The organism is Shinella sedimenti, from assembly GCF_022601905.1.
Taxonomy (GTDB): Bacteria; Pseudomonadota; Alphaproteobacteria; order Rhizobiales; family Rhizobiaceae; genus Shinella; species Shinella sedimenti.
On sequence record NZ_JAKVIN010000007.1, the window covers coordinates 82,376 to 99,734 of the forward strand.

Consider the following 17,359-nt stretch of genomic DNA (forward strand, 5'->3'; position numbering starts at 1 on the left):
GCGATGGACGGCATGATGTCGATCCGGCACAACAACGGCGCCGATATGCCGCTACCACGTTTGTGCCAGCAACTCTTGGCCTTTGGGCACTTCCCTGAAGATATTGACGCTGAAGCGCGCGTGAAATTGCGCGGGTTGCCGCGTAAAAGTGGAGTTCATGATGCAAATTCGCATGCTTTTTACGTCTTTGGCGTTAACAGCCTTATGCTTCCCGACCTTAGCTTTGGCGCTCGATAAGCCAAAAGGGGAAGTCATTTTGACGATATCTGCTGCCCACCTGGATCATCCCAACATAGACGAGACGGCACAATTTGACCTTCCCATGCTCGAGGCTCTCACAAGCCGCACAGGGGAGATGGAAACACCCTGGACCGAAGGCAAAGTAAAGTTCTCCGGGCCGCTCCTCAGAGCCGTCCTGGAGGCGGCTGGCGCTCATGGCTCGACATTGAAAATCATTGCCTTGAATGATTACTCGGCCGAAGTTCCGGTCGAAGATGCTGCAAAGCTCGACACCATTCTTGCGACGCGCATGAACGGAGACACCATGTCAGTGCGTGACAAGGGGCCCCTCTTTCTCATTTACCCGTTCGATAAGGACGCGAGCCTCTTCAACGAGAAATACTTTTCTCGCTCCGTCTGGCAAATCAAGTCCATAGAGGTTTCTGAGTGACGGCTTCCACCCGAAGCAGCGGCGACGTTATCCGCAAAGCCAGCAAAGCGACATTTGTTCTCCAGAGCTTTTCGGTCGTGCTGCTGATGGGCCTTATCTTCCTGCTGACGGACATTTCCCGCCGATACGCGTCGTTTCAGGACGGTGTGCGTGAAAATGCTCTGTGGTCCGTCTATCAACTCGACCGTGAGGCTCGGCGCCTGCATGAAGTACTTCACGTAATGCTGGCTGAGCAGGACTATTCCAGCGTGACAGTGAAGGCACTTGGCACCCGTTTCGACATTCTTTATTCGCGGATAAATATCCTGGAGAAAACCTCGTTCGAGAGGAAGTTTAAACTCGATTCTGCAGTGGAACGTCAGATCGCAGACATCCGCTCGATCGTCCTCGGAAAGGTCGGTGTTTTTGACGCCCTCGCGTTGCACGGATTATTTGAACCTGCGACGTGGACACCGATTGATAACGAACTTGAGAAACTGGTGTCAGCAACAGAAGCCTTGCTGGTCTATACCAATAATACCGTCAGCACTGACCGAGCCGAGGCGCGTGAAGAAATACTCGCCCTTCAATTGAAGTCCGCCTGGCTTGTGATCCTTTTGGTATGCTGTGTCGTCGTGCTGATCTTCACCTTGCGCCGCCAGTTGAAATCCGTGCGACTGGCGGGGCTTAGCCTGGAGGCGGTTTCCAACGAACTGAATGACGCCTATCTCGATGCCGAGGCTGGCAATCGAGCGAAGTCCCAGTTCATGGCAACGATGGGACATGAAGTCCGTACACCCTTGAACGCAATTCTCGGAACCGCTGAATTGCTCGAGCTTTCGCCCTTGCCGCCCTCGGTCGCAGCCGGGATACAGACCATCAGACGCTCAGGACAAGCGCTACTTGAGGTCATAAACGAGATCCTGGATTTTGCGAAGATTGAGCACGGAAAACTCGACATTGAGATCAGGGCCGTCGACGTCCTAGCGGTTGTGACAAGCACCATCGAGATGGTCCGTGATCGTGCAACCGAGCAGGGCAATCAGATTGCACTTCGTGTGCCGGAGACGTTCGGCTCCCCTGTTGTCTCAACTGATCCCACTCGATTGCGACAGGTGCTTCTCAATCTTCTCAGCAATGCGATCAAATTCACGTCAAACGGGACGATCACCCTAAGCGTGAGGGAAATTGAAACATCTCAGAATTCGAGCCTCCGATTTCAAATTTCGGACACGGGTATTGGCATCGATGACGCCGGCCTTTGCAAGCTCTTCCAGCCCTTCTCCCAAGTGGACGCCTCGATCAATCGTAAATACGGAGGCACAGGGCTCGGCCTGACGATCTGTAAACAAATCATCGAAGCGATGATGGGTCGGATTGGAGTCGAAAGCAGGAAGGGGCAGGGAAGCACATTCTGGTTCGAAATACCCTTGGTTATCGCTGCTCTGCCAATTCCGTCAGCTATGGCAAGCGACCATGACCTGTCCAGAACACTTCCGACTCTCAAGATACTTCTTGTCGAGGACAATCTCGTAAACCAACAGGTGGCGGTTGGCTTCCTCAATCACCTCGACCAAAAAGTCACGGTTGTCGGCGACGGCTGCGAGGCTGTTGATGCGGCTGCTCAGGAAGCATTCGACCTGATTTTGATGGATATGCAGATGCCAAGAATGGACGGCATCGAAGCGACGCGATTAATCCGCGAAGCCGAAGGCGGCCGGAAAAAAGTGCCGATCATTGCGATGACGGCGAACGCCTCCGAGCAGGATCGCACGCTGTGCGAGGAGGCGGGAATGACCGGCTTCCAGTCCAAGCCCATTTCACTGCAACATCTCCGCGTAATAATCGAAACGCAGGGCCTGCTCATGTCGAAAGCACAGGCCGAAGACGTGCAAGCCGTCGATAGCGAAAATTCTTTCGCTATGCGAAAGGCTGAAATCGAGGCTGCGCTTGGAGAGGGAACCTTCGAGGAGCTTCTATCAAGCTTCTTCGATGATGCCACCAAACTTCTCGAAGGGCTGCACGCAGCGTTGGCTACAAACGATTATCGCAGTGCCGACCGTCTTCTTCACACTATGAAAGGGGCGGCTAGCAGTATCGGGCTCCAGCGGATCGCGGACACCTCCCAGCAACTTCGCAGCGGGGACATGTCTGAAAACAGCATCACACGACTTGCAGACACCATAGGCGAACTCAGGCAGCGCCTCGCCGCATAGGGGAACGGTTACATGCGTATTCTTCTGGTAGATGACAACAAAACCAATCTCTCGCTGCTTACAAAGTTGGTTGAAAAGCTTCCGAGTTGTGAAGCGATTGCCTATTCACAGCCCGAACACGTGCTGACATTGGCGGACCAGCTCGATTTTGACATTGCCATCATCGATTTCCAGATGCCGGTTTACAACGGCATAGAGTTGGTGAATGAGTTGCTTCGTTTTGAGAGGCACCGCGACAAACCAATCGTGTTCGTGACGGCCGACACGGATACCGCCACTCGAATAGCAGCGCTCAATGCCGGCGCGATTGATTTTCTAACAAAACCCGTCAATCCACTCGAGTTTCAGGCTCGCGTTCGAAATCTGGTGGCGCTCGTGGATGCGCGCAAGAAGTTAGCCGACAAGGCTGAGTGGCTGCGCACGGAGGTTGACAAAGCGGTTAGTGAGTTGCGAGCGCGCGAGGAAGAGATTATCGACCGGCTTACGATCGCGACAAGCTACAAGGACTTCGAAACTGCCCGCCACACCCGCCGTGTGGGTTTGTATTCCGAGGCGATTGCGAAAGCTTACGGGATAGAGCCGTGGCTTTGTTCGGATATCCGGCTTGCCTCGCCGATGCATGATATCGGCAAGGTGGCAATCCCGGATGCGGTACTCCTGAAAAACGGCAAGTTGACGGACGAAGAGTTTGCCGTCATGCAGGGGCATACCGTTATAGGATGCGACATACTTCGCGAGTCAAAATCCGCCCTGCTACAGCTTGCCGCTGAGATCGCCAGCAGCCATCATGAGCGCTGGGATGGACAAGGATATCCGTTTGGTCTGGCGGGTGAAACCATTCCGATATCGGGGCGCATCGTCGCGATTGCCGACAACTTTGACGCCTTGACGACCGCAAGGCCCTACAAGGACGCTTGGTCAGTAGAACGCACTGTAGCGCATATTCGCGAGCGAGCTGGTAGCCAGTTCGACCCGAAGTGCGTTAGCGCTTTCAATATTGCCCTGCCGGCTTTGCTGGCGATCATGCAAACGGACGGCGCATCCGCCGAACATGAGGGTTGCCGGCTTTGCGATCCCATTCACGCTGCATGCTCGCAATCTTCCAACGCTCACAAGGCTTGCCGGTCAGCAATCGACCGCACTCGGGTCCAGAAAATGCTACAAGTTGCTTGATGCCTTGGTGCGAATGCGGGATCGATCCCGACCGGAGGTACAAAATCGCAACAGAGGAAGCGCTAGGTGAATGTTTTCCATCAGCAGCTGAGCACACGGTCAGGCGAGGCTGTCGAATTCATAGCATTCCAAAAATATTCTGATGGGATCACCGTCAAGCCGGACGGCATGAACTGCTTCCTCAATCTTCAGCGTATGTTCGAGTTTATCAACCGGAAGCAACTGACTGCCGGATCGACGTCAACAGCGGCACGCAGTCAACGCTGTATGAACACTTTTGCGACAGAATGGATCCCCTGGCTTCATGCCCGGGCATGAAAGACGTGTGGAACGGCGCCTCAATACTTCAGAAGAATCTATCCGTCGCAGCCAGACTTATACTTTAGTATTCCACATATTAGACTTAACTCAAAATTAATCGATTGGCCCTACTAATAGGGTGTCCGGGCAGAAACCTGTCGAGACCGACATGACGTCGGCACCTTCGGGAACTTTCAAGTCGCTTTCGCGGCAGGTTCCTTGGCAAAGGGCGGCAATGTTCAATTCTCCAAAATTCTAGTCGCCCGTCAGGAAACAACGTTCTCCCACGGAAAGCCGAAGAAATTGCGCGGTTTGTTGGTCGCGTGAGATTCAGAAACGGAATCGACGCTGTCGACTGGTAATCCCGCGCAATCAGTTCACTTGCTTACGACTACTACCACGATAAGAGACCGTGTGATCGTCTCTTCTACAGGATCGCCAGAGGAGAGATCTGAAAATGTTCGGCAGTTCTAAAATTACGCAAATGCAGACAAGGTCTTTGAACTCCATTACTGCCAATATCATGATCGCCGACGCCGATCTGAACATCCGATATATGAATGAGGCCGTCACTGCGCTGCTCAAAGAAGCCGAATCTGACCTGAAGAAGGAATTGCCGCGGTTTGTCTTTGACAAACTTGTAGGAAGCAACATCGACATTTTCCATAAGAATCCGTCCCATCAGCGAAACATGCTCGCGGCGCTGAAGACCCAGCACCGAGCCACGATCTGGATCGGCCACCGTGCCTTCGACCTGATTGTCACACCGCTGCTTGAAGGAAACAGGACGACGGGCTTCGTCGTGGAGTGGGCAAACGCCAAAGAACGGTTGCAGAATATCGATTTCGCAGGCCAGATGGTGGCGATCAGCCGTGTTCAAGGGATCATCGAGTTTACCATCGACGGTGAAATCCTGACCGCGAACGATAACTTCCTGAGAGCGATCGGCTATCGTCTGGACGAGATCAAGGGTCGTAGCCACAGCATGCTGGTTGATCCGGAATACGCCCGAACACCGGCTTACAAGGAATTTTGGGACGCGCTGCGCCGTGGGGAGTTTCAGGCTGCCGAATTTACCCGCTATGGCAAGAACGGTAAACTTGTCGTCATCAACGCATCGTATAATCCAATCTTGGATTCCAAGGGCAAAGTCACCAAGGTCGTGAAATTCGCGACCGACGTGACAGAGCGAGTGCATGCGGTGAAGACCATCGGCGCAGCGCTGACCAAGCTTGCACAGGGAGATCTCTCATTCAGCATCGAACATCCGTTTGCGCCCGATTTCGAGGGGCTGAGGAACACGATGAACGAGGCGCTCAGCCAGATGCGGAACACCCTTGGCGATGTCGCGCATGCGACCGATCAGATTGATACTGGCACGCGCGAAATCAGCCAAAGTGCGGAAGACCTTTCCAAGCGGACCGAACAGCAAGCCGCGTCACTTGAAGAGACCGCCGCAGCACTTGATGAGATCACAGTCAATGTGAGCAACGCCGCAAAGCGCGCCGACGAAGCCCGTCATGCTGCTGCAACGGCGAGTGAAAATGCAGCACGCTCCGGGAACGTTGTTGCCGACGCGGTGGGCGCGATGTCGCGGATCGAAAGTTCGTCCAACCAGATCTCCAACATCATCGGTGTTATCGACGAAATTGCCTTTCAGACGAACCTTCTCGCGCTGAACGCCGGGGTCGAGGCTGCACGTGCCGGCGAAGCCGGAAAGGGGTTCGCTGTAGTGGCGCAGGAGGTGCGCGAACTTGCGCAACGCTCTGCTCAGGCTGCAAAGGAAATCAAGGGGCTGATCCGTAACTCCTCGGAGGAGGTCAGCACCGGCGTCAGGCTCGTCAGCGAAACTGGCGAAGCTCTGCGTACAATCCAGCAGAACATTGTGGCGGTTAATGACCACATGGAGGCGATCACCAGTTCGGCCAAGGAACAGGCGACTGGACTGTCGGAAGTCAATTCCGCGGTCAATCAAATGGATCAGGTCACGCAGCGCAATGCCGCCATGGTCGAAGAAACCAACGCTGCCAGTGCAACGCTTGCTCAGGAGACAGCGCGTCTACGGGAACTAATCGAAGGCTTCCAGCTCGGTGGGGTTTCAGGCAGGCCTTCGCTGGACAAAACATCAAGCCGCAGACCTGAGATTGCCAAGCCGGCTCATCGACCTGTTCCCTCGCCGGCAAGGCAGATGCTCTCCAAGATATCTGGGAAAGTCGGGAACGGAGTTGCAGCTGAAAGCTGGGAAGAGTTCTAAGGGGCCTGTCGCAAACTTTCTTGGTTAAAGGCGTGTTGACCATCAGCGGAGACATTCTCGCCCCACTGTGGCGGATCGTAGCCATGATTTTCAATGCCATTGCCGAAAAGCTGAAGCGCCAGTCGACGGACGACTTCAAAGGGCGGCATTTCGAGGCACGGCTCCATTGTTCGGGCCGTTGCCTGGTACTTGCGCCGTCCGCTGAGCTATCGCGATTTGGAGGAGGTGTTTCGAGAGCGCGGCTTAGAAGTGGATACCAGCACGATCAATCTATGAGTCCCTGCCTACGTGCCGACGATCGAGAAACGGCTGCGGAAGGGTTCGGCTTCACTGGCGACTGGACCATCAACGATCAGAACGATCTACTCGCGTGGCTGTTCGACCTTGCAAAAGTTAACACAGCATAAACGCAGGGTGTACTTCGCTCCAACGCGTCCCATCACCAGCTTCGCGACACGCCCTTATCCCACCTGTTGAAGTCGGATCAGATTGCCTTGACCAACCAATCCGCAAACATGCGCGATTTGGCGGTGGCCTTGGCATGGATTCTCAAATGGAACGGCACGGGTGAGGAAACCGATTGTGGCACCAGCGCAATAAGCCGCCCCGCCGCCATCACGCTGCTCACCAGCCCGTCCCAGCCCAACACGGCGCCGACGTCGTCCTGGGCTGCTTGTAACGCGATCATATAGTTGTTCACGAAAAAGCCCCGCCCTTTCGGCGCCGCATGTCCGAGCGCCTCGAACCAGTCGGTCCAGGTCGTCCAGCCGTTTTCCTCGTTGTTCATATGGATGAGCGGCACTTTGCGAAGGTCCGCAATGCTCGAAACACCGTGCTGCGCGGCGAAAGCAGCGGTCCCCAGCGCTACAATACGGTCCTGAAAAAGAAGGCGGTGCTCCACGCCGCTCTCGTCGGGATCGCCATAGTGGATGCTGAGATCGCAGTGCCCGCTGGTGCTAGGAACATCACTCGTAACCTGGGAGACACTCACGGATGGATGGATTTTCCAGAACGCCGAGATTTTGGGCATGAGCCACAAGGAGCTTATCGCCGTGGTCGTACGGATTGTCACGTCGACCGTCTCATGCCGATCGCGGATCTGTGTCACCGCCTCCGATATTCCCTCGAAACCACGACGGATCGAAAGAAACAGGAAAGCGCCCTTTTCCGTCAGTTCGACACCGCGGCTGCGCCGAACGAACAGGCTGCACCCGAGATCCAGTTCCAGTGCCTTTATTTGATGGCTGACCGCCGCCGGCGTTACGCTCATCTCCTGCGCGGCATCCTTGAAACTTGCCTTGCGAGCAGCGGCTTCGAAACAGGACAGAGCCGTCAGGGACGGAAGATCGTAAGGACGGCGCATCGATCACCTTATCAGTCACTGACATTAATCCATCTAATCTCACTTCAAAAAAAGTGCTGTTGTCAATTGGTCTTACCATGATGACACTCTCGGCGAGTTGAACCATTCGAATGCTCGCCCTCCAAGAGGTCTGTTCAGATTTCTTCCCAACCTGGCCGTTTTGTCGACCATGGCCACTTTCTTGAGGCTTCCATGAAGATCACGGAAATCCATATTTATTCGCATGCCCTGCCTGTCGTGAACGGCCCCTATACGATAGCCAGCAGTAAAGTGTTTTCGCTCGATACCACACTGGTCAAGATCGTCACCGACAACGGCCTTGTGGGTTGGGGCGAGACCTGTCCCGTCGGCCCCACGTACCAGCCGCACCATGCTGAAGGTGCCAGGTCGGCACTGCGGGTGGTCGCTCAGGGTCTCATTGGCGCGAACCCGCTTCAGCCCGTCGTGCTCCGCCGCACCATGGACGGCCTTCTGAACGGCCATCAGTATGCGAAAGCCGCTATCGATATCGCCGCCTACGACCTCATGGGCAAGCATTTCGGGATGCGCGTAGCAGATCTTCTGGGGGGCGTGGTAACCGAGCGGGTGCCCTCCTATTACGCGTCCGGTGTCGGTGAACCGGATGACATTGCGCGCATTGCCGCAGAACGTGCGGCAGAAGGTTATCCGCGCATGCAGATCAAAGTAGGCGGACGACCAGTTGAGATCGACATCGCGGTCGTGCGGAAGGTCTGGGAACGTGTGGGGGGCAGAATGCGCCTCGCCGTCGATGGCAATCGATCGCTAACAACGCGTGATACGCTGCGTCTCAGCCGCGAATGCCCTGACATCCCGTTCATCCTGGAACAACCCTGCAACACGCTCGAGGAAATCAAAGCCATTCGCGGACAGCTTCACCACGGCGTCTATCTCGACGAGAACGGAACCGATCTCTCGACCGTAATCCGCGCTGTCGGCGAGGGCCTTTGCGACGGTTTCGGCATGAAGGTCACCCGCATCGGCGGTCTGCAACAGATGGCAGCGTTTCGCGATGTCTGCGAGGCCCGCTCGATGCCCCACACGTGCGACGACGCATGGGGTGGCGACATCATCGCGGCCGCCTGCACCCATATTGGCGCAACGGTCCTGCCGCGCCTCAACGAAGGTGTATGGCTGGCTCAGCCCTATATCGAAGGTCATTACGACCCTGAAAACGGCGTGACCATTGGGGGCGGCTATATAGAGCTTCCGATTGGACCGGGTCTGGGCGTGGTACCCGATGAATCGATTTTTGGAACTCCTGTCAGTTCCTACGGATGATTTTTGTGAGAATGAATAAGCAGTTCCTTGGCTAGAGGGGATTGCAGTTGGGTAAGATAAAGGAGCTCTCGATGGGGACGAGCCGCTGGTCTGGCGCCACTATGACTAAGCTCGCGGAGTGGATCCGGCTAGTCACCGAACTCGCTCAGGTTGCCCGATCCGCTTCCACAATCCGTAGATCACTAGCAGTCGCCGGCGCTGGCCACCTGGCCAGGCGAGACGGAGGCGCATGAGATGAGATCATGCATCGGGGCACCGCGTGGGCGGCATTGCCGGGCTCCGTCTGGCGGCGGGCGGCGGCAAGACGATACCGATATCCCGGCGATGGGGGCTCGAATGTGATATCCCGATCGCCAAGATGGATCGCCCCCGAGGTCGGCTGCACGCGAGGCGAACGGCAGGCATCACATGGCCAGCGTGAACGGACGATCGTTTTTGAAGATCAGCCGCTCAGCCGTTTTTCAGGCCGTTGCACGCCCGGAACGCTCCGACATCAGTTTCCCGGCGATTGCCATAGCCTCTTCGCGAGAGGAAGCGAGCTTCAACGGGTAACCCCAGAACTTGGCGAAGGCGATGCCGAAGGGCTTGAATGCCAGACGCTTGGCGGCGCTCGGTTCGATCACGATCATCGCCAGCACCAGCGTTCGGAGTTCGGCCTTATGCTTCTTCATCCAAAGCGACGTGCGCTTCTTTTCTTCCTGGCTGTGCTGGTGCTCTTCGGTCGGTGCTGAATCCGTCAGGAGCACGAAAGGTGTGCCGCGTTTCAGATTGGCTTCCAGCGCCTCGAAATCCTCATCGTGATCGTGGTCCGGGCCCTCGTCATACGTCATCCAGACGAGGGGGAAGTTCGTGCTGTCCAAAGGCATATGTTGTTTCCTTGCCGAGATGGATGGGTTCAATTCGAGCGGATGTGCCGCCACGACATGATCACCGCGACCGCACCCGGGAGCGTGACGGCCAGCAGTTCCAGGCCAACGAGGTGGCCGCCGTCGCGCAAGCCATCCCAGACGCCGCCAAGGGTGCTCATGGCGAAAAGCAGCCCGCCGATGACGAGCATTGCCCAGTCGGTCGCGCGCCTTGCGGCAAGCGCCAGCAATGGCGGGATGACCCAGGCACCGTAAACGATGGAGATTGCCCACAATTCAGCCGGGCCGAATGTAATGGCCTGCATTGTCCCGCCGCTTCTGACGTAATCGTTCAGAAAAGAGAAACACTGGACTGTGACGAAGATCGCGGCTCCGACCGCCGGGACCAGCCAAACAATTGCAAGGCCAACTGGCTTCTTTTCGCTCACTGCAATACTCCTACCTGAATTTTTTTGATTTGGCAGTCATAATCTGCCCACATGAAGAAGAACGTGATCACGCGCGCTGTATTTTCTTCTGTTTGAACAGCAATAAGTCAGTCCATAAGGGACGTCATTGCGCAATCGTGACATTGTATTGTTCGATCCCGCCGCAATGAAACGCGGACTCCGGTCTCACGAGGGGCGCTCTTCTCCCAGACTGTAGGCCTGATCCATGAGGTAGCGCGCCGGAGGTTTTCCCAGGGTCTTTCGAAACATTGTCACGAAACTGCTCGCACTTTCATACCCGAGATCGATCGCGACGTTCTGAACGGTTTCGCCGTCACCAAGTCGTTGAAGAGCAAGGACAACATGCAGATGGCGTCGCCAGCGACCAAAGCTCATACCAGTTTCTACGAGCAGTGACCGGCTCAAGGTGCGCTCACTCAATCCGATCCTTGCTGCCCATTGGGCGAGGGTCGCCTTGTCCATAGGATGTCTGAGAAGCAAATCTGCAAGCTGGCGAAGAGGAGCCGATTTCGGCATGGGAAACGTGAGTTTCACTTCCTGCGCCGCATCAATTTCATCCAGCAAGACTGCCAGGATGCGAAAATCCGCGTCGAAAAATGGCGCATCGACTGGCGACTGCGCGCATCTGAGAACCAGTTCCCTCAAGAGAGGAGAAACGGAAAGAGTTGCGCACGAATTTGGCTGCTTGGTGATCAATTCGGGTTCGATGAAAACGGCGTAGCATTCGATGTTACCGGACAGACGCCCAGAATGAGCTTTCCCAGCGGGCATCCACAACGCAGAGTGGGGAGGAACGATCCAAACACCATCGTCTGCTTCGCACGTCACCATTCCGCGCAGATTCAATAAAAGTGAAGCCTTTCTGTGCGCGTGTTTTGCCTTTTCCCAGTAGGATACCGCTCTTTTGGCACCAACGACGATGAGAGGTTTATCCACCGTATCAGGATCAAATTCGGTCTCGAATTCTTCCAAGATAGGCATTGAAAAACCTCTCATCTTCAGTCGGTATTGGCGCAGGCGTACATGCCATCTAAGCGCTGATATAGCGTGATCAGCTAAAAGGACTTTGAAATCCCGACCCCCAGGACGCGGCCCTGGCTCACCGAAACAACCTGGCTTCCGAAGTAACCGGCGGCGCCGAACGTTTCAAAACGTTCGTCAAACAGGTTGCGTCCGAAACCATAGATTTCAAAATCACCGCTCGCGCTTTTCCAGCCAACCCGCGCATTGACGATGCTATATGCGTCAAGGTTGAATGTGGATTGTACATCAGCGGGGCGAGAGCTTCTGTACTGATAATCGATGGCGGCACTGAACGAGCCGGGCAGGCCTACCACTTCAGCATCCGTTTCATAAGCCAGGCCCGCCGAGACACTCCATTCTGGAATATTGGGAACCCGGTTCCCTTCGAAAATCGAGCTCGCTCCGTCCGAGCCGAGCCGGGTATGTGTATAACCCACGCCCGCATTGAAGCTTAATTCGTCCGTAATTGCAGCACGCGCCTGCAGCTCGAACCCCGACGTCTCGTAACTCTGGAAAGTCGTGGCAAAACCTCCAAGGCCCGGATCATAATAGCTCAAGACACCGTTCTTCACGTCGTTATAAAAGACACTCCCGTCCAGTTCGAGACGGTCGTCGAAAAGCGCAACCTTGGTGCCAATCTCATAAGTCCAGTTCTCGGCCGCCGGGTAAGCGTCGGCCACGATGCCATTGTTCGGATAGGAAAACAGCGGGTAGATTCTGGTCCCATGGCCCCGAGCGATGGAGACGTAGCTCTGTGCGGTGTCGTTCCATTTGTAAGCGAGCGCAGCGCGTCCCGTGAGATAGGTCCCATCCGCATCGCTGTCGCCCGTCAGACCGGGCACCCCAAGATCGTTGGTCTGCTTGAGTTTGATGTCATCATGGCTCAGTCGCCCGCCAAATGACACTTCCCATTTCTCGCCAAGCGGGATGGAGGCGTCACCGAACAGGCCGAGATTCAAAGCTCGAAGATTCGTGTCCATGGTGACGAGACCGGAATAGGGAAATGGCGCGCATTGTGGAGCCTCGCAGCTATGGTCGAGATCCGAGTAGTTAAGGCTCCCTCCCACGACCCACCTGATATCATCTCCTTCAAGGGAGTTAAGCCGGATCTCCTGACTGAAGATCTTTTCCTTGTCGACGCCCTGCCATACATTGCTTCCTACCAACGGGAATGGCGACGGAATGAGGACATCATTTGCTTCGGTCCGGGCCGTCATCTTGTTATTCTGAAAGCCGGTGATGGACGTGAGGGAAAAGTCCTCGAACTCGTGCTTGACAGTCAATCCCACATCCGCATGCGTCGTAACATAGTCAGGTTCTGTTACGACCCCACTGATCGGGAACCCAGGCGCTCCGCGCAAAAGCGAAAACGGGGCGTTTGAGTTGTCACGAAGATAGTTGCCCGTCAGTGTGACAGTCGTGTCATCGAAGCCATTGAATTGCAGCCCTCCGCGGAAGGCCCCGATTTTTCTTGCGCCGAGATCGTCGGTGGACAGGCTGTCGATATCACCGTCGAAGCGGTTGAAACGAATTGCCATTCGCCCGTTCAGAGCATCGGGGATCAGGACGCCGCCGAGTGTGGCTTCGCCCATGGCGTAGCCATGTTCTCCATATTCCGTTGTGATTTTGGCCTCGTGTTCGCCGTCCGGCTGTTTGGTGGTCACATTGATTGCGCCGCCAAGCGCATTCGTGCCCCAAAGCGTTCCCTGCGGCCCGCGAAGAACTTCCACATGATCGATGTCGAAGAGCATATTCTGTGAACTCAACATGCTCTGGGGCATGCCATCAACCGTGAAGCCGATGGTGCCATCGGAGAAATTGTTCGGCACGCCGAGAGAACTGATGCCGCGGATCGAAAAGAACTGTCTGCCTACGGATGCACTCTGCCACACGACGTTTGGAGACTTCGCCGCGATCGCCCCGCTTGGGTCGAGCGCATTGCTGTCGATGTCTTGGAATCGTACCACGGTTATGCTTTGAGGTACGTCCTTTATCTGTTCTTCCGTTTTTCGGGCAGTTATGATGATCGGCTCAAGCACGGTAGATTCCTGTTCGGACGCCTCCTGAGCGTTTGCAGGCACAGCCGCCGTGGCCACGATTGCAAGCAACGACACGCGAGCTAGGCATCTGAAATCATATTGCTTTTTAAATTTGTTCTGCTTGATTTTCTGGCCACCCAAATTGCCGCTCATGCCCTATCGCCCCGATTAACTTGACCATTTTAGTCTTCTAATCGGATTGATGATCGCGAGCATGTCGATATTTGGACAAAATATTTTTCATTCCGGCCAACTTGGATCCGGAGACGAACCTTTTGGCATTTTCGACGACACCAAGGGCTGTAGCATTCAATCTTTAAGCTGGGTCTGGAGAGTCTGATTTGAGACGCGCAGACTTCCACCTATGGCATAATCACACCGAAAATTGCGCGTGGCGACAGCTTAACTTTCGGCGCAGAACTCCTCCACTGGCCGGCTTTCAAGCTCCGCTGCACCACCCTGGCATAGGGATTGGAACAAGGCTTTTTCGAAACCGGCCTTGCCGGACTGCGAGCTGTTGCACCAGCGCGGCGCGGTGACGCTTGCCCAACTCGACATAGTGATCCGGATTGTGCATCCATTGCAGCACTTCGTCCGGTGTCATCACCCGCACGAGACGCGCCGGATTTCCCAGCCACAATTCGCTCGGTCCGATACGCTTTCCGGGCGGCCATAACCCGTTGGCACCGAGTATGCCTTCTTCTTCAATCACGGCGCCATCCAATACGATAGCGCCCATGCCGACAACGGCATAATCGCGCAACGTGCAAGCATGAATGATGCATGCCCGACAGTAACGTCATCACCGATGATCGATGGAAGCGTTCCACGGGCTACGTGGACGGCTGTGCCGTCCTGGATGTGCTGCGTGCTCCAACGCGATTAATATTCGTGTTACCGAGCAACACCCAATACTGATTTTATCGTCGCCAATGACCGCTGCAGTCGGTGCGATGAACGCGCTGGGATCGATGGTCGGGAGGCGCCCCTCGAACAGTATCATGTTGTTCATGTCATGATCTTCCTACTCGTGTAGGATGAAGGTTTCCGAATGACCAGTATCAGTAAATGCTCGTAAGGTAGTGGCCTGCCCCCTGAGGTGACCCGTTTAAAATGTTAGGCTCAGGCCTCATTGCTCATAGCCAGAAGATGACGGTTGCAGCGACAGCGATGGCGGAGAGGAAGGCCGTTGAACAACTGTCGTAGCGCGTAGCAACACGCAGCCAGGCTTTGAATCGCCCGAACATGATCTCGATCCTGTTGCACCGTCAATTGAGGCATTTGTCGTATTTGATGGTCTTTCTGCGCGATTTCCGACCCGGAATGCAGGGAGTGATGCCCTTCGTCAGCAAAGGGTCACCATACCAGCCGGCATCATAGCAACGGTCGGCCAGCCGCCTTTTTATCTTAAGAAGCTCATCAAGCAAGGCGGCAGCACCGGGGTAATCGCTGACCTGCCGGCCGTTATGAAGAAACCGATCGGGCGAACGCTCGCATACGTTACGGCATGAAGCTCGGTGTTCATGCAGCCTTTCGTGCGTCCAATCAAGCGGTCCATACCCCATTTTGCCCGCAGGCTGGAAGCCGTGCGGTGGGCCTTGAGATAGATCGCATCGATCATGATGGTCTTGTGCTCTGCAGCGTCAGGCACAGCCAGGCCCTCTATCATCCGGATAAAGATGCCCTTGTCGCCCCCGCTTTTCCAGCGATTATAAAGCGTCACCGCGCCGAAATCGGCCACCGGCTGAAGGTGTCTACCCAGGACATCGTTGGCCTGCTTGGCCATATCGGACGGGATACGGCGGGCGCATTGTCAATTGTCGCACCCCGCAAGTCGGGTATTCGTCTCCAGCCCGTGCCGGATGCGGCGGCGCTGGAGCGCATTCTGGACGAGCTTCCCGCAAAACCTTTCCTGGTTGGCGAACGCGGCGATGTCAGGCCGGTACGGAGCGCGGCCTTAGTATATGAATACAATCTTTTAATGCTTTAGGATCTGGCTAAGGAAGAGTTTTGTGCGCTCATGTTGAGGGTTTGAAAAGAAGTCGTCGGGCTTGCCTTGCTCGACGATCTGGCCTGCATTCATGAAGATCACTCGGTCGGCCACCGCGCGCGCGAATGCCATTTCGTGGGTAACGCAGACCATGGTCATGCCGTCGCGTGCCAAGCTGGTCATCGTGTCAAGCACTTCCGACACCATTTCTGGATCGAGGGCGGATGTCGGCTCGTCGAACAGCATAACGGCCGGCTGCATGCAGAGCGAACGAGCGATAGCCACGCGCTGCTGCTGTCCGCCGGAGAGTTGAACAGGAAATTTGTCCGCCTGTTCAGGAATGCGCACGCGTTCCAGGAATTGCAACGCCGTCTTTCGGGCTTCGGCCTGTGAAACTCCCTTGATCCACATCGGCCCGACCATGCAATTCATTAGAACGGTCATGTGCGGGAAGAGGTTGAAGTGCTGGAAGACCATTCCAACGTTTTTGCGCACCTCGGCGACATTGCGCATCTTATCGTGCAGAGGGATGCCGTTGACCACGATGTCGCCTTCCTGATGCGCCTCCAGCCGGTTGAAGCAGCGGATCAGCGTCGACTTCCCCGAGCCGGAAGGGCCACAGATGACGATGCGCTCGCCTTTCTCGACCGTAAGGTTCACATCGGTAAGCACTCGGAAAGAGCCATACCATTTTGAGACCTTGCGGACGTCGATGATCTTTTCGCTCATCGGATTTTGCTCCTCGCATAATGACGCTCGATGCGTGACTGGATGAGTTCGAGGCAGATCGAGACGACCCAGTAGAGCATCGCGGCGGAGATCAACATTTCCATATGCTGGAACGACTTCTGGCCAAGCGTGCGCGCCAGGAACATCAGTTCCCACACGCCGATGACCGAGACGAGCGAACTATCTTTCAGCATCGAGATGAACTGGTTGCCGGTGGGCGGGATGATGACGGGCAGCGCCTGCGGCAGGATGATCTTGCGCATGGTGATACCGAAGCCGAAGCCGATCGAGCGCGAGGCCTCCCATTGACCGCGGTCGATGCTTTGGATGCCGGAGCGAAAGATTTCCGTCATATAGGCACCGTAGCAGAGCGACAGCGCGAGGATGCCGGCCGGCACCGCATCGATGACGAAGCCGAGCTGTGGCAGGCCGAGATAGATGAGGTAGACCTGCATCAGGAGTGGCAGGCCGCGGAAGAACGAGGTGTAAAAACTTGCGATCGCATAGGCGAACCCGTTCGTCGAAAGCTTCGCCACCGCGCCGAGAATAGCGATGGCGGACGCGATGACGATGGAGATCGCCGAGACGTAGATCGTCGTGAAAAGCCCCTGCGTGACGAGGAAGGGCAATTTCTCGGCCATGAACGGCAGGCTGAGATTGAACGTCTTGAAGAAGGCGAGGAACAGCAGCAGGAGTTCAAGCCAGACGATCGTGATCTGCACCCTAAGCGAGGCGAAGCCGATCAGGACGACGTTCAGGCAGAACAACGCTGCGATCACGAAGGCGATGGCGAAGCGGCCGTAGATGCCGCTTTCTAGGGGCTCGCCGATCACTGGGCGCATCAGCTCGCCCATCAACGTTCCCGAGAGATCGAAGGCAAGGAAAAGGGCGAAGATCGCCGCAAACATCACCCCAACGAACCACGGCTTGTGAACGAGCACTTCGGACTCGACGGTATCCGGATACAGCATCTCCGCTCCCTGAATGTAAGGCGCGGCCCGGCATTGCG

Annotated in this window: 14 protein-coding genes and 2 pseudogenes; 7 read left to right on the forward strand and 9 right to left on the reverse strand. The window is 55.8% G+C overall.

Translation table 11 applies throughout. From position 1 onward, the window contains the following. The first annotated feature begins 160 nt into the window (after positions 1-160). The 6 genes and pseudogenes from MKI86_RS16680 to MKI86_RS16705 form a co-directional block, all read left to right on the forward strand. Positions 161-670 carry a putative pterin-binding protein gene (locus MKI86_RS16680; RefSeq protein ID WP_241602759.1) on the forward strand — a complete coding sequence of 170 codons (510 nt, stop codon included), beginning with the start codon at positions 161-163 and terminating at the stop codon, positions 668-670. Continuing rightward, the gene (locus tag MKI86_RS16685; RefSeq protein ID WP_241602762.1) at positions 667-2,865 is read left to right on the forward strand and encodes an ATP-binding protein; all 2,199 of its coding nucleotides are present in this window, start codon (positions 667-669) and stop codon (positions 2,863-2,865) included. Before MKI86_RS16680 ends, MKI86_RS16685 begins: the two co-directional genes overlap by 4 nt. 12 nt (positions 2,866-2,877) lie before the next feature. Then, complete coding sequence (locus MKI86_RS16690; protein WP_241602764.1) at positions 2,878-4,038, forward strand: HD domain-containing phosphohydrolase; 1,161 nt, start codon at positions 2,878-2,880, stop codon at positions 4,036-4,038. A gap of 66 nt (positions 4,039-4,104) precedes the next feature. Next, positions 4,105-4,356, forward strand: coding sequence for a hypothetical protein (locus MKI86_RS16695; RefSeq protein ID WP_241602767.1), 252 nt, complete (start codon positions 4,105-4,107; stop codon positions 4,354-4,356). Between the two features lie 439 nt (positions 4,357-4,795). Then, positions 4,796-6,592, forward strand: coding sequence for a methyl-accepting chemotaxis protein (locus MKI86_RS16700; protein WP_241602770.1), 1,797 nt, complete (start codon positions 4,796-4,798; stop codon positions 6,590-6,592). Positions 6,593-6,675: 83 nt separating this feature from the next. After that, a pseudogene (locus MKI86_RS16705) lies at positions 6,676-6,865 on the forward strand (IS6 family transposase); the annotation flags it as partial. A gap of 211 nt (positions 6,866-7,076) precedes the next feature. On the opposite strand, the gene MKI86_RS16710 reads toward MKI86_RS16705, so the two are convergent. Then, positions 7,077-7,955 (reverse strand): LysR substrate-binding domain-containing protein, encoded by an 879-nt coding sequence (locus MKI86_RS16710; RefSeq protein ID WP_241602773.1) that lies wholly within the window; start codon positions 7,953-7,955, stop codon positions 7,077-7,079. A gap of 192 nt (positions 7,956-8,147) precedes the next feature. Here MKI86_RS16710 and MKI86_RS16715 point away from each other — a divergent pair, with 192 nt between their 5' ends. Then, positions 8,148-9,254: a mandelate racemase/muconate lactonizing enzyme family protein gene (locus tag MKI86_RS16715; protein ID WP_241602775.1), complete on the forward strand. Its 1,107-nt coding sequence runs from the start codon at positions 8,148-8,150 to the stop codon at positions 9,252-9,254. A 461-nt stretch (positions 9,255-9,715) separates the two neighbouring features. Here MKI86_RS16715 and MKI86_RS16720 read toward each other — a convergent pair whose 3' ends face one another. The 8 genes and pseudogenes from MKI86_RS16720 to MKI86_RS16755 all read right to left on the reverse strand — a co-directional run bounded on the left by MKI86_RS16720 (position 9,716) and on the right by MKI86_RS16755 (position 17,321). Next, positions 9,716-10,120: a hypothetical protein gene (locus MKI86_RS16720; RefSeq protein WP_241602778.1), complete on the reverse strand. Its 405-nt coding sequence runs from the start codon at positions 10,118-10,120 to the stop codon at positions 9,716-9,718. 29 nt (positions 10,121-10,149) lie between these two features. Next, a complete protein-coding gene (locus MKI86_RS16725) occupies positions 10,150-10,548 on the reverse strand; it encodes a hypothetical protein (protein ID WP_241602780.1) in 399 nt (132 codons plus the stop codon). Positions 10,549-10,734: 186 nt separating this feature from the next. Further along, entirely contained in the window at positions 10,735-11,550 is an 816-nt protein-coding gene (locus MKI86_RS16730; RefSeq protein WP_241602782.1) for an AraC family transcriptional regulator, read from the reverse strand. Between the two features lie 74 nt (positions 11,551-11,624). Continuing rightward, positions 11,625-13,784: a TonB-dependent receptor gene (locus MKI86_RS16735; RefSeq protein ID WP_241602784.1), complete on the reverse strand. Its 2,160-nt coding sequence runs from the start codon at positions 13,782-13,784 to the stop codon at positions 11,625-11,627. A 286-nt stretch (positions 13,785-14,070) separates the two neighbouring features. Continuing rightward, positions 14,071-14,343, reverse strand: coding sequence for an LbetaH domain-containing protein (locus MKI86_RS23850; protein WP_306424469.1), 273 nt, complete (start codon positions 14,341-14,343; stop codon positions 14,071-14,073). A 424-nt stretch (positions 14,344-14,767) separates the two neighbouring features. Then, positions 14,768-15,357, reverse strand: a pseudogene (locus MKI86_RS16745) (IS5 family transposase); the annotation flags it as partial. A 252-nt stretch (positions 15,358-15,609) separates the two neighbouring features. After that, positions 15,610-16,350, reverse strand: coding sequence for an amino acid ABC transporter ATP-binding protein (locus MKI86_RS16750; protein WP_269470868.1), 741 nt, complete (start codon positions 16,348-16,350; stop codon positions 15,610-15,612). Beyond that, positions 16,347-17,321, reverse strand: coding sequence for an amino acid ABC transporter permease (locus MKI86_RS16755; RefSeq protein ID WP_241602788.1), 975 nt, complete (start codon positions 17,319-17,321; stop codon positions 16,347-16,349). Before MKI86_RS16755 ends, MKI86_RS16750 begins: the two co-directional genes overlap by 4 nt. Between the last annotated feature and the right edge of the window lie 38 nt (positions 17,322-17,359).

Coding starts and splice junctions, on each gene's coding strand:
- MKI86_RS16680 (WP_241602759.1), top strand. CDS start 161: ATGCAAATTCGCATGCTTTTTACGTCTTTGGCGTTAACAGCCTTATGC.
- MKI86_RS16690 (WP_241602764.1), top strand. CDS start 2,878: ATGCGTATTCTTCTGGTAGATGACAACAAAACCAATCTCTCGCTGCTT.
- MKI86_RS16700 (WP_241602770.1), top strand. CDS start 4,796: ATGTTCGGCAGTTCTAAAATTACGCAAATGCAGACAAGGTCTTTGAAC.
- MKI86_RS16710 (WP_241602773.1), bottom strand. CDS start 7,955: ATGCGCCGTCCTTACGATCTTCCGTCCCTGACGGCTCTGTCCTGTTTC.
- MKI86_RS16715 (WP_241602775.1), top strand. CDS start 8,148: ATGAAGATCACGGAAATCCATATTTATTCGCATGCCCTGCCTGTCGTG.
- MKI86_RS16720 (WP_241602778.1), bottom strand. CDS start 10,120: ATGCCTTTGGACAGCACGAACTTCCCCCTCGTCTGGATGACGTATGAC.
- MKI86_RS16730 (WP_241602782.1), bottom strand. CDS start 11,550: ATGCCTATCTTGGAAGAATTCGAGACCGAATTTGATCCTGATACGGTG.
- MKI86_RS16735 (WP_241602784.1), bottom strand. CDS start 13,784: ATGAGCGGCAATTTGGGTGGCCAGAAAATCAAGCAGAACAAATTTAAA.
- MKI86_RS16750 (WP_269470868.1), bottom strand. CDS start 16,350: ATGAGCGAAAAGATCATCGACGTCCGCAAGGTCTCAAAATGGTATGGC.
- MKI86_RS16755 (WP_241602788.1), bottom strand. CDS start 17,321: ATGCTGTATCCGGATACCGTCGAGTCCGAAGTGCTCGTTCACAAGCCG.